25 protein-coding genes are annotated in these 26,115 nt (G+C 68.0%); 14 read left to right on the top strand and 11 right to left on the bottom strand.

What is annotated here, in order from left to right; all coding sequences use genetic code 11:
- Positions 1-39: 39 nt before the first annotated feature.
- The 4 genes from PSR88_RS23430 to PSR88_RS23415 form a co-directional block, all read right to left on the bottom strand.
- Positions 40-1,188, bottom strand: coding sequence for an acetyl-CoA C-acetyltransferase (locus PSR88_RS23430; protein ID WP_011596965.1), 1,149 nt, complete (start codon positions 1,186-1,188; stop codon positions 40-42).
- A gap of 13 nt (positions 1,189-1,201) precedes the next feature.
- Complete coding sequence (locus tag PSR88_RS23425; RefSeq protein WP_009477673.1) at positions 1,202-1,816, bottom strand: TetR/AcrR family transcriptional regulator; 615 nt, start codon at positions 1,814-1,816, stop codon at positions 1,202-1,204.
- A gap of 91 nt (positions 1,817-1,907) precedes the next feature.
- Positions 1,908-2,711, bottom strand: coding sequence for an SDR family oxidoreductase (locus tag PSR88_RS23420; protein ID WP_342338479.1), 804 nt, complete (start codon positions 2,709-2,711; stop codon positions 1,908-1,910).
- Complete coding sequence (locus tag PSR88_RS23415) at positions 2,708-3,928, bottom strand: acyl-CoA dehydrogenase family protein (protein WP_009477671.1); 1,221 nt, start codon at positions 3,926-3,928, stop codon at positions 2,708-2,710. The genes PSR88_RS23420 and PSR88_RS23415 overlap by 4 nt, the downstream gene beginning before the upstream one ends.
- 48 nt (positions 3,929-3,976) lie before the next feature.
- Here PSR88_RS23415 and fadD3 point away from each other — a divergent pair, with 48 nt between their 5' ends.
- Genes fadD3 through PSR88_RS23390 form a run of 5 tightly spaced genes read left to right on the top strand, consistent with a single transcriptional unit; the run spans position 3,977 to position 9,565 of the window.
- The gene (gene fadD3 / locus PSR88_RS23410) at positions 3,977-5,524 is read left to right on the top strand and encodes a 3-[(3aS,4S,7aS)-7a-methyl-1,5-dioxo-octahydro-1H-inden-4-yl]propanoyl:CoA ligase (RefSeq protein ID WP_011596962.1); all 1,548 of its coding nucleotides are present in this window, start codon (positions 3,977-3,979) and stop codon (positions 5,522-5,524) included.
- On the top strand, positions 5,521-6,393 hold the full coding sequence (locus tag PSR88_RS23405; protein ID WP_005254492.1) for an enoyl-CoA hydratase: 873 nt from the start codon (positions 5,521-5,523) through the stop codon (positions 6,391-6,393). The genes fadD3 and PSR88_RS23405 overlap by 4 nt, the downstream gene beginning before the upstream one ends.
- Complete coding sequence (locus PSR88_RS23400; protein ID WP_342338478.1) at positions 6,394-7,554, top strand: acyl-CoA dehydrogenase family protein; 1,161 nt, start codon at positions 6,394-6,396, stop codon at positions 7,552-7,554.
- Positions 7,551-8,519, top strand: coding sequence for an acyl-CoA dehydrogenase (locus PSR88_RS23395; RefSeq protein WP_342338476.1), 969 nt, complete (start codon positions 7,551-7,553; stop codon positions 8,517-8,519). Before PSR88_RS23400 ends, PSR88_RS23395 begins: the two co-directional genes overlap by 4 nt.
- Positions 8,516-9,565 (top strand): acyl-CoA dehydrogenase family protein, encoded by a 1,050-nt coding sequence (locus PSR88_RS23390; RefSeq protein WP_342338474.1) that lies wholly within the window; start codon positions 8,516-8,518, stop codon positions 9,563-9,565. The genes PSR88_RS23395 and PSR88_RS23390 overlap by 4 nt, the downstream gene beginning before the upstream one ends.
- A 51-nt stretch (positions 9,566-9,616) precedes the next feature.
- Here PSR88_RS23390 and PSR88_RS23385 read toward each other — a convergent pair whose 3' ends face one another.
- Positions 9,617-10,432 (bottom strand): HAD family hydrolase, encoded by an 816-nt coding sequence (locus PSR88_RS23385; RefSeq protein WP_342338473.1) that lies wholly within the window; start codon positions 10,430-10,432, stop codon positions 9,617-9,619.
- A 64-nt stretch (positions 10,433-10,496) separates the two neighbouring features.
- Between PSR88_RS23385 and PSR88_RS23380 the strand changes: the two genes are divergently transcribed.
- Positions 10,497-11,378, top strand: coding sequence for an aldo/keto reductase (locus PSR88_RS23380; RefSeq protein ID WP_011596957.1), 882 nt, complete (start codon positions 10,497-10,499; stop codon positions 11,376-11,378).
- A gap of 68 nt (positions 11,379-11,446) precedes the next feature.
- Here the strand turns inward: PSR88_RS23380 and PSR88_RS23375 are convergent, their stop codons facing one another.
- Entirely contained in the window at positions 11,447-12,622 is a 1,176-nt protein-coding gene (locus PSR88_RS23375; protein WP_342338472.1) for a cytochrome P450, read from the bottom strand.
- A gap of 141 nt (positions 12,623-12,763) precedes the next feature.
- Here PSR88_RS23375 and PSR88_RS23370 point away from each other — a divergent pair, with 141 nt between their 5' ends.
- The 5 genes from PSR88_RS23370 to PSR88_RS23350 all read left to right on the top strand — a co-directional run bounded on the left by PSR88_RS23370 (position 12,764) and on the right by PSR88_RS23350 (position 18,549).
- Entirely contained in the window at positions 12,764-13,615 is an 852-nt protein-coding gene (locus PSR88_RS23370) for an SDR family oxidoreductase (RefSeq protein ID WP_050787511.1), read from the top strand.
- Complete coding sequence (locus PSR88_RS23365) at positions 13,612-14,340, top strand: acetoacetate decarboxylase family protein (RefSeq protein ID WP_342338471.1); 729 nt, start codon at positions 13,612-13,614, stop codon at positions 14,338-14,340. Before PSR88_RS23370 ends, PSR88_RS23365 begins: the two co-directional genes overlap by 4 nt.
- A gap of 158 nt (positions 14,341-14,498) precedes the next feature.
- Positions 14,499-16,529, top strand: a complete 2,031-nt coding sequence (locus PSR88_RS23360; protein WP_016884056.1) for a neutral/alkaline ceramidase — start codon at positions 14,499-14,501, stop codon at positions 16,527-16,529.
- A gap of 147 nt (positions 16,530-16,676) precedes the next feature.
- Positions 16,677-17,525, top strand: coding sequence for an amino acid-binding protein (locus PSR88_RS23355; protein ID WP_016884057.1), 849 nt, complete (start codon positions 16,677-16,679; stop codon positions 17,523-17,525).
- Positions 17,526-17,577: 52 nt separating this feature from the next.
- On the top strand, positions 17,578-18,549 hold the full coding sequence (locus tag PSR88_RS23350) for a beta-propeller fold lactonase family protein (RefSeq protein ID WP_016884058.1): 972 nt from the start codon (positions 17,578-17,580) through the stop codon (positions 18,547-18,549).
- 2 nt (positions 18,550-18,551) lie between these two features.
- Here the strand turns inward: PSR88_RS23350 and PSR88_RS23345 are convergent, their stop codons facing one another.
- Complete coding sequence (locus PSR88_RS23345; protein WP_011596950.1) at positions 18,552-19,751, bottom strand: MFS transporter; 1,200 nt, start codon at positions 19,749-19,751, stop codon at positions 18,552-18,554.
- A gap of 155 nt (positions 19,752-19,906) precedes the next feature.
- Between PSR88_RS23345 and PSR88_RS23340 the strand changes: the two genes are divergently transcribed.
- Positions 19,907-20,350 (top strand): MarR family winged helix-turn-helix transcriptional regulator, encoded by a 444-nt coding sequence (locus tag PSR88_RS23340; RefSeq protein WP_009477657.1) that lies wholly within the window; start codon positions 19,907-19,909, stop codon positions 20,348-20,350.
- A 41-nt stretch (positions 20,351-20,391) separates the two neighbouring features.
- Here the strand turns inward: PSR88_RS23340 and thpD are convergent, their stop codons facing one another.
- From thpD to PSR88_RS23320, 4 genes are read right to left on the bottom strand one after another with little or no spacing between them, the layout of a single operon-like run.
- Positions 20,392-21,306: an ectoine hydroxylase gene (thpD, locus tag PSR88_RS23335; RefSeq protein WP_011596949.1), complete on the bottom strand. Its 915-nt coding sequence runs from the start codon at positions 21,304-21,306 to the stop codon at positions 20,392-20,394.
- A 36-nt stretch (positions 21,307-21,342) separates the two neighbouring features.
- A complete protein-coding gene (locus PSR88_RS23330; RefSeq protein WP_016884059.1) occupies positions 21,343-22,020 on the bottom strand; it encodes a GntR family transcriptional regulator in 678 nt (225 codons plus the stop codon).
- Positions 22,007-22,747, bottom strand: a complete 741-nt coding sequence (locus PSR88_RS23325; RefSeq protein ID WP_011596947.1) for a maleate cis-trans isomerase — start codon at positions 22,745-22,747, stop codon at positions 22,007-22,009. Before PSR88_RS23325 ends, PSR88_RS23330 begins: the two co-directional genes overlap by 14 nt.
- A 34-nt stretch (positions 22,748-22,781) precedes the next feature.
- Positions 22,782-23,525, bottom strand: a complete 744-nt coding sequence (locus PSR88_RS23320) for a hypothetical protein (RefSeq protein ID WP_005254469.1) — start codon at positions 23,523-23,525, stop codon at positions 22,782-22,784.
- 80 nt (positions 23,526-23,605) lie between these two features.
- Between PSR88_RS23320 and PSR88_RS23315 the strand changes: the two genes are divergently transcribed.
- Both PSR88_RS23315 and PSR88_RS23310 read left to right on the top strand, forming a co-directional pair.
- The gene (locus PSR88_RS23315; protein WP_009477653.1) at positions 23,606-24,580 is read left to right on the top strand and encodes a D-2-hydroxyacid dehydrogenase; all 975 of its coding nucleotides are present in this window, start codon (positions 23,606-23,608) and stop codon (positions 24,578-24,580) included.
- 36 nt (positions 24,581-24,616) lie between these two features.
- Positions 24,617-25,987 carry an amidase gene (locus tag PSR88_RS23310; RefSeq protein WP_009477652.1) on the top strand — a complete coding sequence of 457 codons (1,371 nt, stop codon included), beginning with the start codon at positions 24,617-24,619 and terminating at the stop codon, positions 25,985-25,987.
- Positions 25,988-26,115 lie beyond the last annotated feature (128 nt).

Here is a 26,115-nt window from a genome sequence, read left to right as displayed (position 1 = left end):
CCTGTGAGTACTTGTTAACCGCCCGCGGTTAACAAGTACTCACAGGCGTTCGATGATGGTGGCGTTGGCTGTGCCGCCGCCTTCGCAGATGGTCTGCAGACCGTAGCGGCCGCCGGTGCGCTCGAGCTCGTTGAGGAGGGTGGCCATCAGCTTCGTGCCGGTCGCGCCGAGGGGGTGTCCGAGGGCGATCGCGCCGCCGTTGACGTTGACCTTCGCCGGGTCGGCGCCGATCTCCTTGATCCATGCGAGGACGACCGGCGCGAAGGCCTCGTTGATCTCGATCAGGTCGATGTCGTCGATGCTCAGGCCCGTCTTCTCCAGCGCGTAACGCGTGGCGGGGATCGGGGCGCTGAGCATGAAGATCGGGTCGGCGCCGCGGGCGCTGAGGTGGTGGATGCGGGCACGGGGAGTCAGGCCGTACCTCTCGACCGCTTCCGGTGAGGCCAGCAGCACCGCGCTCGCACCGTCGGAGATCTGGCTCGCGACCGCGGCCGTGAGACGTCCCCCTTCGGTGAGGGTCTTCAGCGCCGCCATCTTCTCGAGGCTGGTCTCGCGCGGACCCTCGTCCGTCGTCACGTCACCGAACGGAACGATCTCGCGGTCGAAGCGCCCCTCGGCGATGGCCGTCCGCGCCCGTTCGTGGCTCTGCAACGCCCAGCGCTCGAGTTCCTCGCGGCTGATGTCCCACTTGTCCGCGATCAGTTCGGCGCCGTTGAACTGCGACACCTCCTGGTCGCCGTAGCGTTCCGTCCAGCCCGTCGATCCGCCGAACGGGGTGTCGAATCCGTACTGCTGACCGACCACCATTGCCGAGGCGATCGGGATCTGGCTCATGTTCTGCACACCGCCGGCGACGATCAGGTCGGCGGTGCCGCTCAGGATCGCCTGCGCACCGAAGTGCACGGCCTGCTGACTCGACCCGCACTGCCGGTCCACCGTGACCCCCGGGACCTCCTCCGGGTAGCCGGCGGCCAGCCACGCGGTGCGGGCGATGTTGCCCGCCTGCCCGCCGATCGCGTCGACGCAACCGAAGACGACGTCGTCGACACCCGCCGGGTCGAAGCCCGTGCGCTCGACGAGGGCCTTGATGACGTGCGCGCCCAGGTCGGCGGGGTGCACGCCGGACAGGCCACCGTTCTTCTTGCCGATCGGTGTGCGAACGGCGTCGACGATGTAGGCCTCGGTCATGTGAAACTCCTAGTCAGTTATGGGGACTCGCAAGTCCGTCGAGGACGATCGAGAGGTATTGCTTGGCGACGGTGTCGACCGTGACCGAGCCGCCGGGCCGGTACCAGCGGACGGCGACCCAGGCAGTGTCGCGGAGGAATCGGAAGGCGAGCTCGACGTCGATGTCGGATCGGAAGCTGCCGTCCTTCACACCCGCCTCGAGCACACCCATCCACAGCTCGCGGAATTCGGTGTTCAGTTCGGACAGGTACGTGAAGCGCTCGTTCGCGACGAGGTGCTTCACCTCGTCCTGATAGATCGCGACCGCGGAATGCGACGCGTCGATCGCCTCGTAGGACGTGGTGACCAGCGCTTCGAGGGTGGCGCGGCTGTCGAGGCCGGACGCGACGATCTCGCGGTACTTGCCGAACAGGTCGTCGAGGAAGCCCCGTAGGATCTCGTCGACCATCGACTCCTTCGAGTCGAAGTGGTGGTACAGGCTGCCCGACAGGATGCCCGCGGCGTCGGCGATGTCGCGCACGGTGGTGGCCCGCAGGCCCCGTTCGGCGAACAGGGTGGCCGCGATGTCGAGGAGTTCGGTCCGGCGTCCGGACTTGCCGGACGTGTCGTCGGCGGGGGGTGGCGTCATCGTCACATCCTATCAACCAAGCGCTTGTTAGGGGCCTCGGCCCCGTGCGTGGTTAAGGAGTCCAGACACTCGTTAACCACGCACGGGGCGGCTACGCCCTCTGCGACGAGATCGACACGACCTCGCCGGTGAGGTACGTGGTGTAGTCGCTGGCGAGCATGGCGATGGTGGCGGCGATTTCCCACACCTCGGCGGCGCGGCCGAACGCCTCGCCGGACGCCAGCTTGTCGAGGAGTTCTTCGCTGGTGACCTTCGCGAGGAACGCGTGCCGCGCGATGGACGGCGCGACGGCGTTGATCCGGACGCCGTACTCGGCGGCCTCGATCGCGCTGCAGCGGGTCAGGGCCATGACGCCGGCCTTCGCGGCCGCGTAGTGCGCCTGCGAGTGCTGGGCCCGCCACCCGAGGACCGACGCATTGTTGACCAGTACACCGTTGTGCGGGACCTCCTTGAAGTAGCGCAGCGCGGCGCGGGTGGCGCGGAACGTTCCGTTGAGCGTGATGTCGAGGACGCGGTCCCACTCCTCGTCCGTCATGTCGACGAGCGGTGTCTCGCCACCGAGTCCGGCGTTGTTGACGAGGACATCGATCCGGCCGAGTCGTTCGGCGGCGCCAGCGATCAGCGCATTCACCTGCTCCGTGCTGGACACGTCACACGTCAGCGCCTCGACCACCTGGCCCGGGAATTCGGCGGCGAGCTTTTCCTGCGTCTCGCCGAGCCGTCGTTCGTGCCAGTCGGACACCAGCACGTCGGCGCCCTCGAGCAGGGCGCGTCGCGCGGACGCGTAGCCGATGCCGGTGCCCGCCGCGGCGGTGACGACGACCTTCTTGCCTGTCAGCAGGTCGTGTCCCGGAGTCTCGGCGGGCGCGGTGGCGAGTGGGGATGTCTGTGTCACGGTCGTGCCTCTCGGGGGAGTCCGAGCACGCGCTCGGAGATGATGTTGCGCTGGATCTCGTTGGATCCGCCGTAGATCGTGTCGGCGCGGGTGAAGAGGAAGAGCCGCTGCCAGTCGCCGAGTTCGAGATGTTCGGGGTCCGTGACGTCGGACGCCGGATCGGCCGGGGCGAGCAGCGACGCCGCGCCCTGCACTTCCATGGCCAGCTGTCCGAGGTCGCGGTGCCAGTTGGCCCAGAGCAGCTTCGCGACGGACGCCTCCGCGCCGGAGGTCCCGGCGTCGACCGCCTCCAGGGTGCGCAGTGCGTGCGCTCGCATCACCCGCAGCCCGACCCACGCGCGGGCGATCTTCTCGCGGATGTTGGGGTCGGTCGCCGCACCGTTGGCTTTCGCGAGGTCGACGACGCCCTGCAGTTCGCGGGCGAATCCGATCTGCTGCCCGAGCGTGGACACGCCGCGCTCGAAGGTGAGCAGACCCATCGCGACGCGCCAGCCGTCACCCGGCTCCCCGACCACCAGATCCGCGTCCGTGACGGCGTCGTCGAAGAACACCTCGTTGAACTCGGACGTGCCGGTCAACTGCTGGATGGGCCGGACCGTGACGCCGGGCTGGTCGAGCGGGACGAGCAGGAAGCTCAGGCCCTGGTGCCGCTTGGATCCCGGTTCGGTGCGGCAGAGGACGAACGCCCACTGGGCGACGTGCGCGAGGGACGTCCACACCTTTTGCCCGTTGATCACCCACTTGTCGCCGTCGAGGCGCGCGGTGGTGGATACGTTCGCGAGGTCGGAACCGGCGCCCGGCTCGGAATAGCCCTGCGCCCACAGTTCGGTCACGGTGTTGATGCCGGGGAGGAAGCGACGCTTCTGTTCCTCGGTGCCGAACGCGATGAGCGTCGGGCCGAGCAGTTCCTCGCCGACGTGGCTGACCCGCGCCGGCGCCCCCGACTTCGCGTACTCCTGATGGAACACCACCTGCTGGGCCAACGTGGCTCCGCGCCCGCCGTGCTCCTTCGGCCAGCCGAGGCAGGTCCATCCCGCCGCGGCGAGATGACGGTCCCACGCGAGCCGTTCCTCGAAGAACTCGTGCTCGCTGCCGGGGCCGCCCTTGCCTTTCAGCCGGGCGAAGTCGCCGGTGAGGTTGTCGTTCAGCCACGTCCTGACGGTCTGCGCAAAGTCGTCGTCGGTGATCAGCCCGTCCGGGCTCTCGCTCTGGTCCACGTCTGTAAGATAACCTACCAAGCACTTGCTAGGTAGGTAGGGAGCCCAGTGACCGAACAACCGACAACCACCCCGTCCGCCCTGAAACGGGCCGCACGCGAATTCGGCGAGCTCACAGCCGTGGCGGACGGCGACGTCCGTCTGACCTTCACACAACTGCACGACCGTGTCCGCGATTTCGCCGCCGCACTCAGCTCACAGGACGTGCGGCCCGGCGATCACGTCGCGGTGTGGTCGCCCAACACGTATCACTGGGTGGTCGCGGCGCTCGGCATCCACTACGCCGGTGCGACTCTCGTCCCGATCAACACCCGGTACACGGCCACGGAGGCCCTCGACATTCTCGAGCGCACCAAGACCACCGCACTGGTGGTCGCGGGCAACTTCCTCGGCACCGACCGGTACGCGTCGCTGCGCGACGAGTCGAGCACCTTCGACCTGCCGACCGTCGTCCGGGTTCCGGTCGACGGCGGCGACGCCGAGTTGCCCGGCGTCTTCGACTTCGACGACTTCCTCGCCCTCGCCGACGAGGACACGCGTGCCGAGGCCGATGCCCGCGCGGCCGCCGTCTCCCCCGACGACGTCTCCGACGTCATGTTCACGTCGGGCACGACGGGCCGCAGCAAGGGCGTGATGAGTGCGCACCGGCAGTCGGTGGGCATCGCGCAGGCGTGGGGTGAGTGCGCCGAGGTGACCTCCGACGACAACTACCTGATCATCAACCCGTTCTTCCACACCTTCGGATACAAGGCGGGGTTCCTGGTGTGCCTGCTGAACGGGGCGACGGTGGTACCGATGGCGGTGTTCGACGTGCCGAAGGTGATGGCGACCGTGCACGACGAGCAGATCACCGTGCTGCCCGGCGCCCCCACGATCTTCCAGTCGATCCTCGACCACCCCGACCGGCCGAAGTACGACCTGTCCAGCCTGCGGGTCGCGATCACGGGCGCGGCCGCGGTGCCGGTCGCCCTGGTGGAACGGATGCAGTCGGAGCTGAGCTTCGACGCCGTCCTCACCGCCTACGGCCAGACGGAGGCGGTGGTGGTCACGATGTGCCGGACCGACGACGACCCGGTGACCGTCTCGACCACGTCGGGTCGCGCCATCCCCGGGATGGAGGTCCGGATCGGCGACCAGGGCGAGATCCTGGTGCGCGGCGAGAACGTGATGCTCGGTTACCTCGACGACCCCGAATCGACTGCCAAGACCATCGATGCGGACGGCTGGCTGCATACCGGCGACGTCGGCACCCTGGACGACCGCGGTTACGTCGACATCACCGACCGCCTCAAGGACATGTACATCTCCGGCGGTTTCAACGTGTATCCCGCTGAGGTGGAGAACGCCCTTGCCCGACTCGACGGCGTCGCGGAGTCTGCCGTCATCGGTGTTCCCGACGAGCGGATGGGCGAGGTCGGGCGGGCCTACGTGGTCGCCAAGCCGGGCGTCACGCTCGCCGAGGACGACGTGGTCGCGTTCTGCAAGGAGCGACTCGCCAACTTCAAGGTGCCCCGATCGGTGCGCTTCGTCGACTCCCTCCCCCGGAACCCCTCCGGGAAGGTCATGAAAAACGTTCTGCGTGAGGAGAAGAAATGACGGTTCCGGACGAGGGTGACGTCGTCACCTACGAGGTGCGTGACGGTGTCGCATTCGTGACGCTCAACCGCCCCGACTACCGCAACGCCCAGAACTCGGTGATGACGTACGCCCTCGACGCCGCGTTCGAGCGGGCCGTCGAGGACGACGACGTGAAGGTGATCGTCCTCGCCGGCAACGGGAAGCACTTCAGCGCCGGGCACGACATCGGGACCCCGGGCCGGGACCATCACGTGCACTACGACAACAAGGCCGTCATGTGGTGGGACCACGTCGACAAGCCGGGTGGCGACCAGCGGTTCGCGCGCGAGATGGAGGTCTATCTCGGGATGTGCCGTCGCTGGCGCGAGATCCCGAAGCCGACCATCGCGATGATTCAGGGCGCCTGCATCGCCGGCGGGCTGATGCTGGCGTGGGTGTGCGACCTCATCGTGGCGTCGGACGACGCGTTCTTCTCCGACCCGGTCGTACGTATGGGCATTCCGGGGGTCGAGTACTTCGCGCATCCGTGGATGCTCGGACCGCGGTTCGCGAAGGAAATCCTCTTCACCGGCGACCGGTTCACCGCGCAGCGCGCGTACGAGGTGGGCATGGTCAACCGCGTCGTGCCCCGCGAGGACCTGGAGCAGGAGACGCTCGCGATCGCCGGGCGCATCGCCGCCATGCCCCGGTTCGGGCTCGCGCTCACCAAGAAGGCCGTCAACCAGTGCGAGGACCAGATGGGCATGCGGAACGGCATGGACTCCGTCTTCGGCCTCCACCACTTCGCGCACGCGCACAACGCCGAGATCGACACCGATCCGCTCGGCGGCATGGATGCCAAGTCGATGGCGGCCAGTGCACGCAACTCGAACGAAGGGGCGAAGTAAGTGGATCTCGAGTTCGGCGCCGCCACCGTCGCCTTCCGCGAGGAGGTGCGAACCTTCCTGCGCGACAACGTTCCCGCCGAGCCGCTGCCGTCGATGGACACCGCCGAGGGTTTCGAGGCGCACCGCGAGTGGGAACGCACACTCGCCGACGCCCGGCTGTCGGTGGTGTCGTGGCCGGAGGAGCTGGGTGGACGGGACGCGTCGCTGCTGGAATGGGTGGTGTTCGAGGAGGAGTACTACCGTTCGGGTGCGCCCGGACGCGTCAGCCAGAACGGCATCTTCCTGCTCGCCCCGACGCTGTTCGAGCACGCGAACGCCGAGCAGTTGGCCCGCATCATGCCGCGGATGGCCCGCGCCGACGACATCTGGGCGCAGGCCTGGTCGGAGCCGGAGTCGGGTAGCGACCTCGCGTCGCTCCGTTCCACCGCGCGGCGCGTCGACGGTGGCTGGGTGCTGAACGGGCAGAAGACGTGGAGTTCGCGGGCGAGCTTCGCGGACTGGGGCTTCGGACTGTTCCGGTCCGACCCGGATGCCCAGCGGCACAAGGGCATCACATACTTCATGTTCGACCTGCGCTCGAAGGGCGTGACCGTGCGCCCGATCGATCAGCTGGACGGCGAACCCGGTTTCGCGGAGATCTTCCTCGAGGACGTCTTCGTCCCGGACGACCCCGCGAACCCCGGCGAGTCCGGGGTGATCGGCGGCGTGAACCAGGGCTGGCGTGTGGCGATGAGCACCGCGTCCAACGAACGCGGACTGTCGCTGCGCAGCCCGGGCCGTTTCCTCGCGACCGTCGATCGGCTGGTGGAGCTGTTCCGGAACAGCGGACGCACCGACGACACGGACCTGCGAAACCAGGTCGCCGACGCCTGGATCGGCGCCCGCGCGTACCAGCTGAACACGTTCGGCACCGTCACCCGACTGGCCGACGGCGGGCAACTGGGCGCCGAATCGTCGATCAACAAGGTGTTCTGGTCGGAGTGGGACATCGCCACGCACGAGACCGCACTCGAATTGCAGGGCGCCTCGGCGGAGCTCGCGGACAACTGGATGGACGGCTACCTGTTCTCCCTGTCCGGGCCGATCTACGCCGGCACCAACGAGATTCAGAAGAACGTGATCGCCGAGCGGCTGCTCGGCCTACCGAAGGCGGATCGATGAGATTCACACTCGACTCCTCCCATCAGGACTTCGCTTCCAGCATCGACGCGTTGCTGTCGAAGGCGGACATGCCGGCGGTGATCCGGTCGTGGAACACAGGCGACACGGGTCCGGGCCTGAAGGTGTGGCAGCGCCTCGCCGAGACCGGCGTCAACGGACTGCTCGTCGCGGACGAGCACGACGGGCTGGGCGCCGACGCCGTCGACCTCGTCGTGGCCGTCGAGCAACTCGGACGCCATGCCGTTCCCGGTCCGGTGGCCGAAACCGTGGCCGTCGCGCCCGCCCTGCTCGCGCAGGTGGGCCCGGACCGGTTGGCGGCGTTGGCTTCCGGTTCACTCGCCACGGTCGCGGCCGCGCCGCACGTGCCGTTCGCCGTCGATGCCGACTCGGCCGACCTCGTCCTGCTCGTCGACGGCGCCACCGTGAGCCTCGGACAGGCCGGGGCGGTGCAGAACTCGGTGGATCAGTCGCGACGGCTGTATCCACTGACCGCCGGGGACGCATTCGGCGACGCCGACTTCGCGCCCGCATTCGATCTCGGCGCCCTGGCCACCGCCGCCCAACTGCAGGGACTCGGGCAGACCCTGCTGGACGTGACCACCGACTATGCCAAGCAGCGCAAGCAGTTCGGCAAGGTGATCGGACAGTTCCAGGCCATCAAACATCACCTGGCCGAGGTCGCGGTCGGGCTGGAGATGTCGCGGCCGCTGCTGCACGGTGCAGCACTGTCCGTGCGGGACGGGTCCGTCGACAGTTCCCGGGACGTCTCCGCGGCGAAGGTCGCGTGCGGGGATGCCGCGGACCGGGCGGCGCGGGTGGCGCTGCAGGTGCACGGCGCCATCGGCTACACCCAGGAGCACGACCTGTCGCTTTGGCTCACCAAGGTCCGGGCGCTGGTCACCGCCTGGGGCACGCCGGCGTACCACCGCGGCCGCGTCGTCGACTCGCTCGTGGAGGCGTCATGAGTTTCGACAACGAGGAGCGGGCCGCGCTCCGGTCGTCGGTCCGGGATCTGCTGGGTAAGCATTCCGACTCGGCCGCCGTCCGCCGGGCGATCACCACCGAGCACGGCTACGACGACACCCTGTGGTCGAAGCTGTGCGAGCAGATCGGCGTCGCCGCGCTGGCCGTGCCGGAGAAATACGACGGCGTGGGGGCGTCGCTGCTGGAAGTGCATGTGGTGCAGGAAGAACTGGGCCGCACGCTGACGCCGTCGCCGATGCTGGGCAGCGCCGTGCTGGCCGCGCAGGCGCTGGTGCTGTCGGGGGACGACGACGCGTGCGCCCGACTGCTGCCCGGCATCGCGGCCGGAACTGTCGCCGCGCTGTGCTGGGCAGGTGCGGACGGCTGGTCCGGATTCGGGGTCACCGCATCGGGCGAGACGCTGTCGGGGACGGCGTCGTACGTGCTCGGCGGTGACGTCGCGGACGTGCTCCTGGTTCCCACGTCCGCCGGATTGTTCGAGGTCGACCCGGCGGTGGACGGCGTCACGCGTCGCCGCGTCCCGGCGATGGACCCGACGCGTCCGCTGTCGGAGGTCGTGTTCGACGGAGTCGCGGCGCGCAGGCTCGTCTCCCCCACCGACCTCGTCGACCAGTTGCGCACGGTCGCACTGGTCGCGTTGTCGGCGGAACAGGTGGGTGCGGCGTCCGCGGCGCTGGAGCAGACGGTCGAGTACGCGAAGTCGCGCAAGCAGTTCGGCCGGGCGATCGGGTCGTTCCAGGCACTCAAGCACCGCATGGCCGACATGTACGCCCTCGTCGAGACGGCCAGGTCCATGTCGTACGCCGCGGCGCTGTCGGGGACGCACGAGGACGCCGTCATCGCGAAGGTGTACTGCTCGGAGGCACTGCAGCACGTCGCGTCCGAGGCCGTCCAGCTGCACGGCGGCATCGCGATCACGTGGGAACACGACGCGCAGCTGCACTTCAAACGTGCGCACGGGAGCGCACAGCTGTTCGGGCAGCCGCGGGAGTACCTGCCGCAACTGGCCACCGCCGCCGGACTGTAGGCGGCTCCGCCGCCCGTGCGTGGTTAAAGAGTCTCTGTGCTCGTTAACCACTCACGGGCGGCGGAGCAGCTCCAAGTAGCTGGCGACCCCGTCTTCGTCGTTGCTGGGCAGGATGTGGTCGGCGAGGGCGAGGACTTCCGGCAGCGCGTTGGACGGGCAGAGAGCCGTGCCCGCCCACGTCAGCATCGGGACGTCGTTGATGGCGTCCCCGGCGACGGCGACCTCCTCCGTCGAGATCCCGTCGACCGCGCAGAGCTCGGCGAGCGCGCTCGCCTTGGACACGCCGGACGCCGCCATTTCGACGTACGGTGCCCCGGAGTGCGTCAGTTCGACGCCGTCGACGCCGGCCGCCACCGCCGCCCGGTACAGCTCCGCGCTGGGAACCTCGGGGTGCCGGGCGACGATCTTCACCATCGGCTCGTCGATGTCGGGCAGCAGTTCCGACAGCGCCATCTCGTGCGGGTGCCGGTGGTGGTCGGCGAACTCGCACAACGCCGCGTACGCCGGTTCGGCGACGAAGCGCGTCGGACCGATGTTCGCGAACACGACACCGGGCATCAGGGTCCGCACCCGGTCCATGGCCGCTGCGGCCGACGCCATCGCGATGGTCGTCGTCGCCGTGATCACCGGGGTTCCGTCGGCCAGGTCGAGTACCACCGCGCCGTTCGCGCAGATCGCCTTGCCGCGGAATCCGCACGACTGCGCCAGCTCGTGGACCGAGTGCCGGGCGCGGGCCGTTGCCCACACCACCTCCACCCCCGACAGTCGCGCGTCCTCCATGGCCTGCGCGGTGCGAGGGGAAATCGTGCGGTCCGACCGCAGCAGGGTGCCGTCGAGGTCCGTCGCCAACAGCCGAATTTGCGTCACCTCCGCATGATGCCAGGGCGCATGTACCCCTCACGACCCCACCACAGTCGATAGCCTGGACAGCATGAGTCCTCGAGTACCCAGCATCGTGCTGAATTCCGGAACCATCATCCCGCAGCTCGGCTTGGGCGTCTGGCAGGCGGACAACGACGAGACCGAACACGCCGTGGGGTTCGCCCTGGACGAGGCGGGCTACCGGCACATCGACACCGCCGCCGCATACGGCAACGAGGAAGGGGTCGGCCGCGGCATCGCGAACTCGGGAGTCGCCCGCGAAGACATCTTTCTCACCACCAAGTTGTGGAACGCCGATCAGGGCTACGAGCCGGCGTTGAAGGCGTTCGACGCCAGCCTCGGACGTCTCGGCGTCGATTATGTCGACCTGTACCTGATCCATTGGCCGCTGCAGGACGACGACCGCATCCTCCGCACGTGGGATGCGCTGGAGAAGATCGCCGAGTCGGGTCGCGCGAAGGCGATCGGTGTGTGCAATTTCGAACCGCGTCACCTGCAGTTGCTGATCGACCGGGGCGGCGTCGTTCCGGCGGTCGACCAGGTGGAGTTGCATCCGCATCTGGCGCAGCAGGAGATCCGGACGTTCGCCGTCGAGCACGGTATCGCCGTCGAATCGTGGAGCCCGCTCGGCGGCACCAGCAACTCGGGGTGGGGCGACGACTCGAAGCCGAACACGCTGCTCACCGACCCGATCATCACCCGCATCGGCGACCGGCACAGCAAGAGCCCGGCCCAGGTGCTGATCCGCTGGCACCTGCAGAGTGGGCTGATCGTCATCCCCAAGTCGGTGCACGAGTCGCGGATCCGCGAGAACATCGACGTGTTCGATTTCGAGCTCAGCGAGCAGGACCTCAGCGAGATCGAGACGATGGACGACGGCGTCCGCGTCGGAGCCCACCCGGACGAGTTGAACATCGACGCACCGGAGTAGGCGGCTTCGCCGCCCGTGAGTGGTTAACGAGTCCAGAGACTCGTCAACCGCGCACGGGCGCGGAGCGCCTAGAGCTTCACCGGCATCTCCTCGAGCCCGGACACGAAGTTGGCGGGACGACGCCGCAGTGGGCCGTCGTCGACGAGCACCATGTCCGGCAGCCGCGACAGCAGTTGCTCGAACATGATCTTCGCTTCGAGGCGAGCGAGTTGGTTGCCCAGGCAGAAGTGGGTGCCGAAACCGAATGCGACGTGCGGGTTCGGGGACCGTTCGATGTCGAACACCTCGGGACTGTCGAACACGGCCTCGTCGAAGTTGGCGGATTCGAAGAGCAGCATCATCTTCTCGCCCTGGCGCAGGTCGGTTCCGAAGAATTCGACGTCGCGGGTGACGGTGCGGCACATGTTCTTGATCGGCGAAGACCAGCGCAGCATCTCCTCGACCGCCGCCGGGATCCCGTCGGGGTCGTTCACGAGCCGCTGATGCTGGTCGGGGTGACGCATCAGTTGTTCCATGCCGCCGCTGAGGACGTGCCGGGTGGTCTCGTCGCCGCCGATCAGGATCAGCAGGGTTTCGCCGACGATGTCCGGGTCGCTGAGCCGGTGCCCGTCGATCTCGCTGTGCACGAGGATGCTGGTGAGGTCGTCCGTCGGATTCTGCCGCCGCTCCTCGATGGTCCGGAGCGTGAATTCGTTGAATGCCAGGTACGCGGTGGCCTGGGCCTGGAGTTCTTCCGGGGTGGCGTTGCTGCCGAGTGCGTTCATCAGGTCGTCGGACCATTGCAGGAACGTGTCGCGTTCCTCGGGCCGCACGCCGAGCATGTCGCCGACGACGGCCATGGGGAGCGGCGCGGCCAGGTCGCGCACGAAGTCCACTTCGTCCTTGTCGCACGCGGCGTCGATGAGGTGATCGCAGATCTCCCGGATCCGGCCGATCTTCGCTTCCACCTGTTTGCGGGTGAAGCCGGCGTTGACGAGGCGACGGTGTTGCAGGTGCTGTGGATCGTCCATGTCGATCATCTGCGGCAACGGGCCCACCCCGGGGCGGATGCCGCCCGCGTTCGAGAACAACTCCGGGTCGCGTTCGGCCGCCAGGACGGCCTCGTACGACGCGGCGCCGAGAATCCCGTCCGCCCGATACACGGGTTCGTGGGCGCGCATCCATGCGTAGGCCTGCCGAGGGTCGCCGAGTTCGCCCGAGTAGAACCGTCCCTCGATCAGATCGAAATCCGGCCTGTTCGTCATCGAGGCACTCCTCCGCATTGAATCCCGCCGATCGTGCCCCGATAATAGAACGTGTTCCTATTATGACGCAGTGGTATAGCGGCAAGTTTCACAGATCCTCGGCTCGATAATTGACACGAGTTCTATTACCTGGAGGTGTACGTGGTTACCAACGACGGCAGCAGCGGGCTCGCGAAGACGTCCGTACTCGTCACCGGTGGCGGCAGTGGCATCGGACTGGGTGTCGCCACCGCCCTCGCGGCCGACGGCGTCCACGTCACGATCTGCGGTCGCAACGAGGAGAAACTGGCACGCGCAGCGGAGCAGATCACCACCGGCGATCCCGCGGGGACGGTCGACACGGTCACCGCCGACGTCACGAACGAGGACGACGTCATCCGCGCTGTCGCAACAGCGGCCGAGCGCACCGGGCAGCTCCACGGCGTCGTCACCTGCGCAGGCGGGAACGAAACGGTGGGACCCGTGACCCAACTCGACGTGGACGCGTGGCGGCGGACCGTGGACCTGAACGTCACCGGCACCATGCTGACGATCAAGCATTCCGCGCGGGCGCTCGTCGCCGGAGGCGGCGGTTCCATCGTCACCATCTCCTCGATCGCGAGCAGCAACACGCACCGCTGGTTCGGCGCATACGGTCCGTCCAAGGCGGGTGTCGACAACCTGACGCAACTCGCCGCCGACGAACTCGGGGCCAGCAACGTCCGCGTCAACTGCATCCGCCCCGGACTGACCCGCACCGACCTCGTCGCGCTCATCACCGACGGCGGGCCCGTCCTGGACGACTACCTGGCCAACACCCCGATCGCACGGGTCGGCGAGGTCACCGACATCGCCGCGCTCGCCAAGTTCCTCCTCGGCCCCGACTCCACCTGGATCACGGGGCAGATCATCAACGTCGACGGCGGCCAGATGTTGCGTCGTGGACCCGACTTCACGTCGATGTTCGAGCCCATGTTCGGCGCCGACGGTCTGCGCGGGGTGGTCGGGCCGTGACGTCGCACCAGGTTCTCGGCAAGCAGGTCGACATGCCCGTGGAGATCCGGGCCGCGTCCGCGTTCATGGCGATGTATTCGGTGCCGACCCGCGCCGCCCAGTCGCTGATCGACTACACCGGCCTCGAGATCCTGCAGTTCCGGCCGGGACGCGGCATCTGCGTCCTCGTGTTCGTCGACTACGTGGACGGCGACCTCGGCCCGTACAACGAATTCGGGGTTGCTTTCCTCGTCCGCGACCACCGGGCCGCCAGCACCTCGGTCCCCCGGGACCTGAAGGCGCTGGCCCGGGGCCGGGCGGGTGCGCTGATTCATCACCTGCCCGTCGACGGCGACTTCACTCTGGCCGCCGGCCGCGGCATCTGGGGCTTCCCGAAGGTCCTGGCCGATTTCGACGTCGACCACACCGGTTCCGTCAGGCGCGGTTCGGTGAGCCGGGACGGCCGGCTGATCGCACAGTTGAGTGTCAAGCCGGGTATTGCGGTGCCGGGTTCGGGGGCAGGCACGTCGCTCGCCGCCTATTCGCACCTCCACGGGCTCACCCGATTCACCACCTGGGACATGCACCCGACCGGGATCCGCTCCCGGCCCGGAGGGGCGGAGCTCAAACTGGGCAGCCACCCGATCGCGGACGAACTACGGTCGCTGGGACTTCCGAAACGGGCACTCGTCACGTCCTCGATCCCCGAATTGACGATGACGTTCGGGGACGCGCAGCCCGTCTGACCGCACGTGAGTGGCGAAGCGTGCCCGCGCACGCTTCGCCACTCACGTGGGGGGGTTGCGCCGATTACCGAACTGGGGTCCAATACCGGCTACGGTTCTGGACGCTTGACCAATTCGTGGCACCCCTGGGGGGACGACCGCCGAAAGGACGATCGGTAGTGCAGATCAGACGACGCAGCGTGCTCGCGGGGGCGGCCCTGACTCCGGCGTTCACCACGCTCGGTTCCGGGACGGCGGCCGCAAATCCCGACCCCGACTCCGAATTCCTCATCGGGGTCGGCATTTCCGACGCCACCGGGCCGGTCGCCGACGTCGGGATGATGGGGTACTCCAGCTTCGAGCAGCGCGCCGAGGGACTGCATCAGCGGACCCGTGCGCGGGCGTTCGTGTTCGCCGAGCCCGGTCGGCAGCGCGTGGTCTACGTGTGCGTCGACGTGTGCATGATCTTTCAGTCCGTGCACGACGCCGTGCTGGCCCGGCTCGCGGAACTCCACGGCGGCCTGTACACGGAGCGGAACGTCATGCTCACGGCGGTGCACTCCCACGCGGCGTGCGGCGGGGCGTCCCACGACTACGCCTACAACCTCGCCGTGCTCGGCCACAATCGTCAAGTGTTCGACGCCGAGGTCTGCGGCATCGTCGAGGCGATCACCGCAGCGCACGATTCCCTCGCTCCAGGTTCGGTGTCGTACGGGCGCAGCGAACTCACCGATGCCAGTGTCAACCGTTCGCGGATCGCCTTCGACCGCAACCCCTCCGAGGACCGGGATTACTACCCCCTGGGCATCGACACGTCGATGCGGGTCCTGCGAATCACGCAGGGCGGCAGAGACGTCGGGGCGATCAACTGGTTCCCCACCCACGGCGCTTCGCTCACCAACACGAACCATCTGATATCCGGCGACAACAAGGGTGCGGCCGCCTACTTCTGGGAGCACGACCACGAGGGTGTCCGCTACCTCGACGACGACAAGCCTCGTTTCGTCGCCGCGTTCCCGCAGACGAACACCGGCGACATGTCCCCCAACCTCGACCTCCGGCCCGGCCACGGACCCACCGACGACGAATTCGAGAACACCCGCATCATCGGGCGACGGCAGGTCGCGGCCGCACGCACGGCGTGGGAATCGGCGTCAGACATTCTCACCGGCGGTGTGGACAGCCGAATCATGTACCTCGACATGGCGAATCAGGAGGTCGGCGGCGAATTCACCCCCGACGGCCGCACCTATCGCACGTCCCCCGCGTGTGTCGGGGCCGCCATGAGCGCGGGCAGCACCGAGGACGGTCCGGCCATCCCGATCTTCCCGGAAGGCACCACCAACCCGCTCGTCGACGCGCTCGGCGGGATGGACGCTCCGATCCCGCAGTGGCTGCAGGACGCGCAGGCCCCGAAACTCGTGCTCGTGGCCGTCGGTCTGCTGCCACCCGACGGGTGGGTTCCGCACGTGCTGAAGATTCAGATCATCCGCATCGGCGGCGTGTACGTGGTGGGCGGCCCGGCGGAATTCACGATCGTGTCCGGGCTGCGGATCCGCCGCACCGTCGCCGACAGACTCGGTGTGCCGCTGGAGAACGTGATCTTCCAGGGCTACGCCAACTCGTACGCGAGTTACTGCACCACCCCGCAGGAGTACGACGCGCAGCAGTACGAGGGCGGCTCGACCCTCTTCGGCCGCTACACGCTGCCCGCGTACCAGCAGGGATTCGCGGCGCTCGCGGACGCGATGCGCACCGGCCGCGACGTTCCCCGCGGCCCAGCGCCCCGCGACCTGTCGCAGTTCCAGCCGTACGCCGGTCCGGGCGTCGACCACGACGAACCACCGGCAGGCCGCGTCTTCGGCGACGTACTGACCGAGCCCGCCGCGAAAGTGTCGGCGGGCGAACAGGTCACGGTCGAGTTCGTCACCGGCCACCCCCGGAACGACCCGCGCCGGCGTGGCACGTTCCTCGAGATCCAGCGCCGGGGCGGCGACGGCTGGGTGCGTCACGCCGACGACGGCGACTGGTCGACCAAGTACCGCTGGACGCGCACCGGGTCGAACCGGTCGGTCGCGCGGATCACGTGGGACGTCCCCGCCGGAACTCCCGCCGGGCGCTACCGTGTGCAGTACTTCGGCAACAGCCGCGACGCGGCAGGCGCGATCACCTCGTTCACCGGGACGTCGAACGAATTCGAGGTCGGATAGCCGTCCACGTGCCCCCGATCACACGCGGTGACGCGGTGTCTGTCCCACCACATCGGCGTTGCACCCCAACGCATTTCGAAATCATCCGTCACACCACCGACCGTGGGATGAAACTACCCGGCAATACTTCCGGACGACAGTGGGCGCATGAACGATGCCGAGAGAGAACCCGGGGTTCATGTCAACGCGTGTGAGGTGTGCGGCCGGCTTCCGCACCCCCGTCGCGTCCGCCTGGCGCTCGCGAAACTGTGCGCCGTCTTTCCCGTCGAACTATTGCTCCATGCCCTGGTCATTCACTTCCACGTCTCCTATCTGATGACCGTCGCGGTCCTGACCGTCAGCACCACGGTGCTGGTGATCTGGGTGGTGGAGCCGTCGGCGATGAGACTGCTCGGCGGCTGGCTGCACGGTCCGCCCGACGGCAAGCACGGCCCTCTCCCGACGGGGCAGTCGCTCTGGCGCATCCGTGTCCGGGTGAGCGACCAACCGGGACAGCTCGAATCGCTGGCCCACAATCTCGCGAAGCTGGAGGCGAACATCCTGACGGTGCACGTCCATCACCTGGACGGCGGTTCGCTCGACGAGTTGATCGTCGGCGCGTGCCGCGAGACGTCGCCGGAGGCGCTCGCGCATGCCGTCCGGGCCGGAGGCGGACGCAGTGTGGGAATCTGGCCGGCGTCGGCGCTCGCGCTGATCGACGGCCAGACCAAGGCACTGACGTTGGCGGCGCGGGTGGCGGCCGATCCGTCCGAACTGCCCCTGTCGATCGCGGAGCTTCTCGGCGCCCAGTACGTCGATTCGCGGGTGAGCGACCATCCGCCCACGGGGGCGTCCGTCGAGATCCCGTCGGGTGAGGGTGAGCCGCTCGTCTTCGTGCGGCCGGCGGACGAGCCGTTCACTCCGGCCGAGATCGCCCGCGCCCGTCGCCTGAGCGAGCTGGCGCAGCGAACCCGCGAGACCGCGAACTCGGGGGGACTCGCCGGGCTTGCCACGTGATCTTGCGGACATCCCGGACGACGGCCGCGGTGCGAGAGACACTACGACGGTGATGTTCGCCCGCACTTCGACTGTCCTGACGATCGGCGTCGCCACGCTGGGCCTCCTGGCCACCACCGCCGGTGCGGCGCCGACGTATGCCGTGACCTCCACCGTTCCCGTCGGGCAGACGCCGATGCAGGTGGCGGTCGCACCAGGCGGCGCCGTCACGTACGCCACGAACTCCGGGGCCAACAGCGTCGCCGTCATCGACACCGCCACGAACGCCGTCACCGCCACCGTCCCGGTGGGCGGCGGACCCACCGGAATCGCCGTCACCCCGAACGGTGCGAGGGCGTTCGTCGTGAACACCGCCGACCGGAGCGTGTCCGTGATCGACACCGCCACCAACACCGTGGCGGCCACGATTGCGGTCGGCGAATTCGCCTTGGCGGTCGCGGTATCCGCAGACGGGGCCCACGCCTACGTCACCAACGGCGTCGAGAGCACCGTCTCCGTGATCGACACCGCCACGAATACGGTGACCGCCACGGTTCCGGTCGGCGCCTTCCCCATCCAGCTCGCGGCCAACGGCACGCACGTGTACGTCACCAACTCCTCCGACAACACGGTGACGGTGATCGACACGGCGACGACGACCGTCGTCGACACGATTCCCGTCGCCTCCCACCCCAGTGCCGTGACGGCCACGAACGACCGGGCCTACGTGCGGAGCGGCGCGGAGATGTCGGTGATCGACGCGGCCACCAACACGGTGACCGCCACATTCGGTGTCGACGGGACGATGGGCGGTGCCGCGGTGACCGCGGACGGACACACCCTGTACGTCGTCGACTCCGAGGGTGGGGCCGTCACCGTGTTCGATCCGGGCACCAACACCGAGGTGACGTCGCTCGCCGTCGGCGGCAGCGCCGGTGGCGTCGCGGCCTCCGCCGACGGCGCGAGGGCCTACGCCACCAGTCAGAACGAGAACACGATCGCCACCATCTCGCGCGCACCGGGCGACGCGACGCTGCCGCGCTGACGTCAGACCGACACCACCGCCGGATCCTCCTCCACCGACTGACCTTTCGGCCGACGGTCGAGTGCGGTGGCGAGGACGAGAACGGCGAGCGCACCCACGGTCAGTGCGGCACCCATCCAGATCGGGGACGTGAAGCCGAGTCCCGCGGCGATGGTGATGCCGCCGAGCCAGGCCCCGAGTGCGTTGCCCACGTTGAACGCGGCGATGTTCGCGCCGGACGCCATGGTCGGCGCCTGCGCCGCGTAGTTCATGATCCGCATCTGCAGTCCGGGGACGGTCGCGAAACCGAAGGCGCCCATGAAGAACAGGGCCACGATAGTCATCGGCTTGCTCCCCGCGGTGAGGGCGAACACGACGAGCACGACGGTGAGCACGGCGAGGATCGTGATCAGCGTGCGGGTGAGTGCCTTGTCGGCGGCACGTCCACCGAGGACGTTGCCGACGAACAGACCGCCGCCGAAGAGCACGAGGAGCCAGGGGACACTGGTCGAGGCGAATCCGCCGACCTCGGTGAGGGTGAACGCGATGTACGTGAACGCGCCGAACATACCGCCGAATCCGAGGATGGTGACGGCGATCGAGAACCACACCTGCGGAGATCGGAAGGCCCGCAGTTCGCTACGCAGACCGGCGGATTCCGGTGCGTCCGCCGGACGGGACACGGACGGCACCAGCGTTGCGATGCCGATCAGCGCCACGACACCGATGACGGTGATGGCCCAGAACGTGGAGCGCCAGCCGAACTGCTGACCGAGGAACGTGCCGAACGGGACACCGAGAACGTTGGCGATGGTCAGACCCGCGAACATCGTCGCGATCGCGCCTGCCCGCTTGCTTGCGGGCACGAGGTCGGCGGCGAGGACCGAGCCGATGCCGAAGAACGCGCCGTGGCACAGGGCCGCGAGGACGCGTCCGCCCATCATGACGTCGTACGTCGGGGCCAGTGCCGACAGCAGGTTGCCGCCGATGAACAGCACCATCAGCGCCTGGAGCACACGTTTGCGGTCGAAGTGGGTGACGGCTGCGGTGATGACGATCGCTCCGATGGCGACGGAGAGGGCGTAGCCGGAAATGAGGTAGCCGGCCACCGACTCGCTCACCTGGAAATCGGCCGACACCTCCGGCAGCAATCCCATGATGACGAATTCGGTGAGACCGATCCCGAAGCCGCCCATTGCGAGGGCGAGCAGACCCAGTGGCATCGCAGCCACTCCTTTCGTACAGACTGGGAGATAAGAGCGCTAGCTCGAATACCGCGTCTGCATTAGTTGCAGACGCGGTATAAATAGTTGCACACGCCTTCTATGTGCGCAAGCTGGTATTCTGATCTGGCAGTCGTATCCGCAGGAGGTGGGCCATGGCAGTCGCTGACGACGCCGTCGAGATCCGGTCGCAGGGATGGCGCACGCTCGCGGCCCTGCACGGGCTACTCGAGGCGGAGCTCGAACGCGCCCTGCAGCGTGGGCACGATCTCTCGGTGGTCGAGTACACGGTGCTCGACGCCCTCAGCCGCCAGGACGGCTGGCACATGCGCATGGCGCAACTCGCCCGCGCGGCGGCGTTGAGCAGCAGCGCTACGACCAGGCTCGTGAACCGTCTGGAGAACCGCGGACTGCTCACCCGCATTCTGTGCGACGACGACCGCCGCGGCATCTACACCGAGCTCACACCGGCCGGCCGGGCCGCACTGGACGAGGCTCGTCCCACTCACGACGCCACGCTGGAGGCGGCGCTCGATCGGGCCGCCGACATTCCCGAGCTCGCCCATCTCGCCCGAGCCCTGCACGAAGTCCCCGCATAGGTGAGTGGCACAGCGTGCCGGAGCACGCTGTGCCACTCACGTCAGGACAGCGGCGTGAAGTCGCGTGACGCGATGTACTCGGGCCGCGGACGCGCCGCGGCGAACGGCTCGACGAGGGTGTTCTCGACACTGTTGAACACGAGGAACAGGTTGGACCGGGGGTAGGGCGTGATGTTGTTCCCCGACCCGTGCATGACGTTCGAGTCGAACCACAGCGCGGTGCCTGCGGCACCGGTGAACTGGTCGATCCCGAACTCCCCCGCCATCCGGGTCACGTCTTCACGACGCGGAACCCCGACCTCCTGGGCGACGAGAGACGACGTGTAGTTCTCGTCGGGGGTGGCGCCGACGCACTGGACGAATCGCTTGTGCGAACCGGGCATCACCATCAGCGACCCGTTGAACGGGTAGTTCTCGGTGAGCGTGATCGAGCAGCTGACGGCCCGCGGGACGGGGAGACCGTCCTCGGCGTGCCAGGTCTCGAAGTCCGAGTGCCAGTAGAAGCCGGTGCCCTTGAACCCGGGCATCGAGTTGATCCGGCTCTGGTGGATGTAGACGTCGGAGCCGAGGAGTTGCCGTGCGCGGTCGAGAATTCTGCCGTCGCGGATCAGCTCGGCGACCACGTCGCTGCGCCGGTGCACGTCGAAGACGGAACGGACCTCGTCGGTGCCGCGTTCGCAGATGACGCGCCCGCTGTCACGCATCGCGGGGTCCCGGGACAGCCGGTCGAGTTCCTCCCGGCACGACTTCACTTCGCCGGCGTTCAGGATGTTGTCGATGATGGTGAAGCCGCGTGACTCGTGTCCGGCGAGGGCCGACGAATCGAACGGCCCGTCGGCGGGTGTGCCCCACACGGCGGGTTCGGCCCGTTGGAGCATCGACGGCTCGGCGGCGATCCGAGTGGGGTAGCGATCGTGGTGGTTGGTGTATCCCTGAACCTCAGCTACCTGAGTCATTGTCCCTCCTCGGCACTTACCTCTATTTCTCTGTCGCTACGACGACAGAGTCTTCTGGTCGGCGCGGAGCCGCTGGACGGCGTCGTCCAGGTGTTCGGCGAGCAGTTTCTGCACCTCTCCAGCTGTACCCGTCCGGATCGCCTCGCGCAGGGTGGCATGTTCCTGCGCCTGCTCGCGGATGTCGTCGTAGGTGGTCTGCAACGCACCCAGGCACATCCGGGTCTCGATCAGCAGCGTCCTCGCCGCGCGAATGAGCCGCGGGCTCTCCGAACTCTCCACCAGGATCTGATGGAACTGCTGGTCGGCGTCCGAGACGGCGGCGGCGTCGCCGCGTTCGGCCGCGGCCTCCATCACGAGCACGGCGGGTTCGAGCGCCAGGTAGGTGGATTCCCGGCGGCCGTCGTCGAGAATCATCTCGAGCGCCCCGCGCTCGATGACAGAGCGGCTGCGGTACACGTCGACGACGTCGTCGAGGGTCAGCTCCGTCACGAAGATCCCGCGATGACGGATGCTGTGCAGTATGCCCTCGGACACCAGTCTCTGCATGGCTTCGCGCAGCGGCCCGCGCGAGACCTGGAAATGCGCGGCCAGTTCCGCCTCGCCCAGCTGCGCACCCGGTTCGAGTGCACCCTTCATGATGGCGACCCGCAAGCGGTCCGCGATGAATTCGGCAGTCGATTGACGACTGACGGGTTCCAGGTCAGTCAGAGCCATGACTGTGGCCTTTCTCGAACAAGGTTCCTAACGACGGGTGCACCGCCGTGTGGCCCGCAAGACGCAGGCCTTCCCAGATGGTCACCTGGTTTGCCGTGAGGACCGGCTTGCCGAGGCGCTGCTCGAGAGTACTCAGCGCACCCAGCGTCCTCATGGCCGTGTCGGGGATGAGCAGGGCTTCGGCGTCCGGGTGGTCGTTCTCCACCGCGAGTTCCACCACGGATTCCGGACTGAGGAGACCGACCTCGGCCGCGGTGTCGATTCCCGCACTCGACATCGACAGCACCTCGATACCGGCGGCGGCGAGGAACTCGACGAACAGTTTCGCGACGTCCTCCGGGTAGCTGGCGGCCACCGCGACGCGGGTGATCCCCAGCGCGTGCAGGGCGTGGACGAACGCGAAACTGGTGCTGGACGTGGGTACACCGGTGGCCGCGGCGAGCGTCTCGGCCTGCTGCTTCGCCCCGTCGGGACCGTAGACGAAGCTGCCCGAGGTGCAGGCCCACACGACGGCGTCCGGCTTCTCCTCGGCGAGGAGTGCGGCCCCGCCTGCGAGCTTCTCAGGGCTCCCGAGGTCGAGTAGTTCGGGCACGGCGTGCAGGTCGGTGCCGTAGATGTGCACGACCGGCAGATCCACTCCGAGCATCTCCGCGGCGAAGGGGTAGTCGTCCTCGGCGGCGTGATCGGGGTAGATGAATCCCACAGTGGGGGTCGGCGTGCTCGTCATACGTTCTCCTCTTTCCGTGTCGTGAGGGGTGATGTCAGAAGACGTTGCGGAGCCACTTGCCGGGGCCCGTCATGGGGAGTTTCATCCGGCCGAGACAGGCCCAGATCGTGAGCTGGTTGGCGGTGAGGACCGGTTTCCCGAGCTCCTGCTCGAGCGGGGCGATGACGTCGTACGTCGGCAGATTCGTGCAGCTCACGAAGATCGCCTCCGACCTGGGGTCGTCCGCGGCGATGATCCGCTCGGCGATTGTGCGGTAGTTGACCTTCCAGATGCCACCGCCGAGCCCGAGATGATCGGAGCGCACCACCTCGGTGCCCGCCTCGTGGAGGAACGCGTGCAGTCGTTCGGTCAGCGGGGCGTCGTACGGCGTGATCACCGACAGCCTGCTCAGCTCGAGGTGTTCGATCGCCTCGACCAGCGCACCGGACGTGGTGATCGCGTGCTGGGCGCCGGCCTCGCAGATCGCGTCGCACAGGGTTCGCTCGTATTCGAGGCCCTTGATGAAACTTCCCGACGTGCACAGGTAGGCCACGACCTCGGGTTCGACGTGCAGGACGTCGCGCGTCGCCGCCATGAGGTGTCTTCGCTCGGACACGAGTTCGGCCATCTCCAGGCTGACGGGCACGGGTTCGTACGGCGTGCGCGCCAGATGCAGGCTCACCTCGAGGGGAGCCCATCGCCACAGTTCTCGTTCGAGCGCCAGGTCGAACGGGGCGATGATGCCGATTCCCCGTTGCGCGATAGGCCCCTCGAATTCGGGAATGTTCAGTTCCAACACCAGGCCTCACCTTCGTTTCGGCCACGCCCGAGCATTATCAGATTGTTGACAATCATACGAGTTACTCATACGGTGTCAACGTGAGTCGGAACCCGATCGTCGCGGTGCTACATGCCCACGTCCTGCCGAGCGACGAACTCATGGCACCCGTCGCGTCCCGTGCCGAAGTTCGCTACACCGGCAAGGCGGGGCTGAGCGACGCCCTCGACGGCGCAGACGTGCTGTTCCTCTACGACTTCCTCACCGACGCGGTGCCGGGAGCCTGGCACGCCGCCGGCTCGCTGCAGTGGCTGCACATCGCCGCGGCAGGCGTCGATCCCGTGATGTTCCCCGAGGCCCGCGACAGCGACGTCACGATCACCAACTCACGGGGCGTGTTCGACGGGGCGATCGCCGAGTACGTGCTCGCCCAGATCCTCTCGTTCGCGAAGGATCTGCCGGGCTCGCTGCGCCTGCAGCAGTCCCACACGTGGCAGCACCGCGAATCCGAACGGATCGCGGGCCGCACCGCCCTGATCGTCGGCACCGGTCCCATCGGCCGCGCGATCGCACGGCTTCTCCGCGCGGCGGGTATGAAGGTCAGCGGGTCGGGCCGCACCGCACGCAACGCCGACCCCGACTTCGGGACGGTCACCGCAACGGAAGATCTCCCGGAGCAGCTCGCCGCCGCCGACTACGTGATCGCGGTGGCACCGCTCACCGACCAGACCCGCCACTTGTTCCGCGACTCGACGTTCGCCGCGATGAAGCCGGGAGCCCGGTTCGTGAACGTCGGACGCGGTGAGCTCGTCCGCACCGACGACCTCGTCGCAGCGCTCCGGGCGGGGACGATCGCGGGCGCCGCGCTCGACGTGTTCGACACGGAACCGCTCCCCGCCGGCCATCCACTCTGGGACATGCCGAACGTCTCGATCACGCCCCACAATTCGGGCGACTTCGCCGGCTGGCGAGATGACCTCGTAACCGTGTTCACCGACAATTTCGAACGCTGGGTTGCGGGGTACCCGCTCGAGAACGTAGTTGACAAGCACCTCGGGTACGTACCGAGCCGATGAAGACAGGGCCCGAACGTCCAGGCTGAAGGAGTTCTCATGAATCCCACCGACATGACCGCCGTCGAACTGGTCACGGCCTTCTCGTCCGGAGAACTTTCGCCGGTGGAAGCGACGCAGGCGATGCTCGACGCCATCACCGAGCGTGACCGCACCATCAATTCCTACTGCCTTGTCGACGAGGAGCGAGCCCTCGCGCAGGCCCGGAAATCCGAGGAGCGCTGGACCACCGGCTACTCCAAGGGGCTGCTCGACGGCGTGCCGATCTCGATCAAGGACATCTTCCTCACCGACGGCTGGCCGACGCTGCGGGGATCACAGGCCGTCGACGAGGACCAGCCGTGGGACGTCGACAGTCCCGTGGCCGCCCGGCTTCGCGAGGACGGCATGGTGTTCCTCGGCAAGACCACGACCCCCGAGATCGCCTGGAAGGCCGTGACCGACAGCGCCCTGTGCGGGATCACCCGCAACCCGGCCGACCCGACCAAGACGGCCGGCGGATCCTCGGGCGGCAGTGCCGCGGCAGTCGCGGCCGGTCTCGGTCCCTGCTCCGTCGGCACCGACGGCGGCGGCAGCGTGCGCATCCCCGCCTCGTTCTGCGGCGTCGTCGGTTTCAAACCCACCCACGGTCGGATCCCCCTGTTCCCGGCGAGCCCGTTCGGGCCGCTGGCGCACGCCGGCCCCCTCACCCGCACGGTCGAGGATGCGGCACTGCTGATGGACATCCTGTCGCTGCCCGACCCGCGCGACCCGACGTCGCTCGCGCCGTTCGCGACCACCTTCCGCGGCGAGATCGGCCGCGACGTGGTCGGACTCGGAGTCGCGTACTCCCCCACGCTCGGCTACGTGACCGTCGATCCGGAGGTCCGGGCGATCGTCGACCGAGCGGTGCAGGCCCTCGACGCGGCCGGTCTGCCGGTCACCGCCGCCGACCCCGGCTTCAGCGATCCGATCGAGGCCTTCGAGTTGCTGTGGGCGGCCGGCGCCGCGGCCATGCTGAAGAACTTCCCGGAGGGTGCGCGCGACAAGGTCGACCCGGGGCTCGGCAAGGTCTGGGAACGGGGCGAGAAGTTCAGCGCGGTCGACTATCTCGACGCTCGCGCGGTCGCCGCGGACATCGGCATCAGGATGGGCAAATTCCATCTGACGCACAACGTCCTGCTCACGCCCACGGTCCCGATTCCGGCCTTCGAGGCCGGTTACGACGTGCCGCCGGGCAGCGATCTCACGAGCTGGCCGCAGTGGACTCCGTTCACCTACCCGTTCAACCTGACGCAGCAGCCGGCGATCAGCATCCCCGTCGGCCGCACCGCAGCGGGTCTGCCGGTGGGTCTGCAGATCATCGGCCCCCGGCACTCGGACGATCTGGTGCTCGCGGTCGCGCGATACGCGGAGCACGTCCTCGGCTAGGTCGGCCGAAAAGCACACGGTTCGCTCGGCATCCGAGGATGATCAGCAGTAGGCCCGGTGCCGTGCGAATATCTGCTCTGCTGCCGGGTGACAGTTGCCTGACAGGGATTTTCGGGGTCGGGGAGAGC

It is taken from the genome of Rhodococcus sp. DK176 (assembly GCF_038447315.2).
Lineage (GTDB): Bacteria > Actinomycetota > Actinomycetes > Mycobacteriales > Mycobacteriaceae > Rhodococcus_F > Rhodococcus_F jostii_A.
Note: the sequence above shows the minus strand (reverse complement) of the source record. Positions and strands in the feature narration are given on the sequence as shown.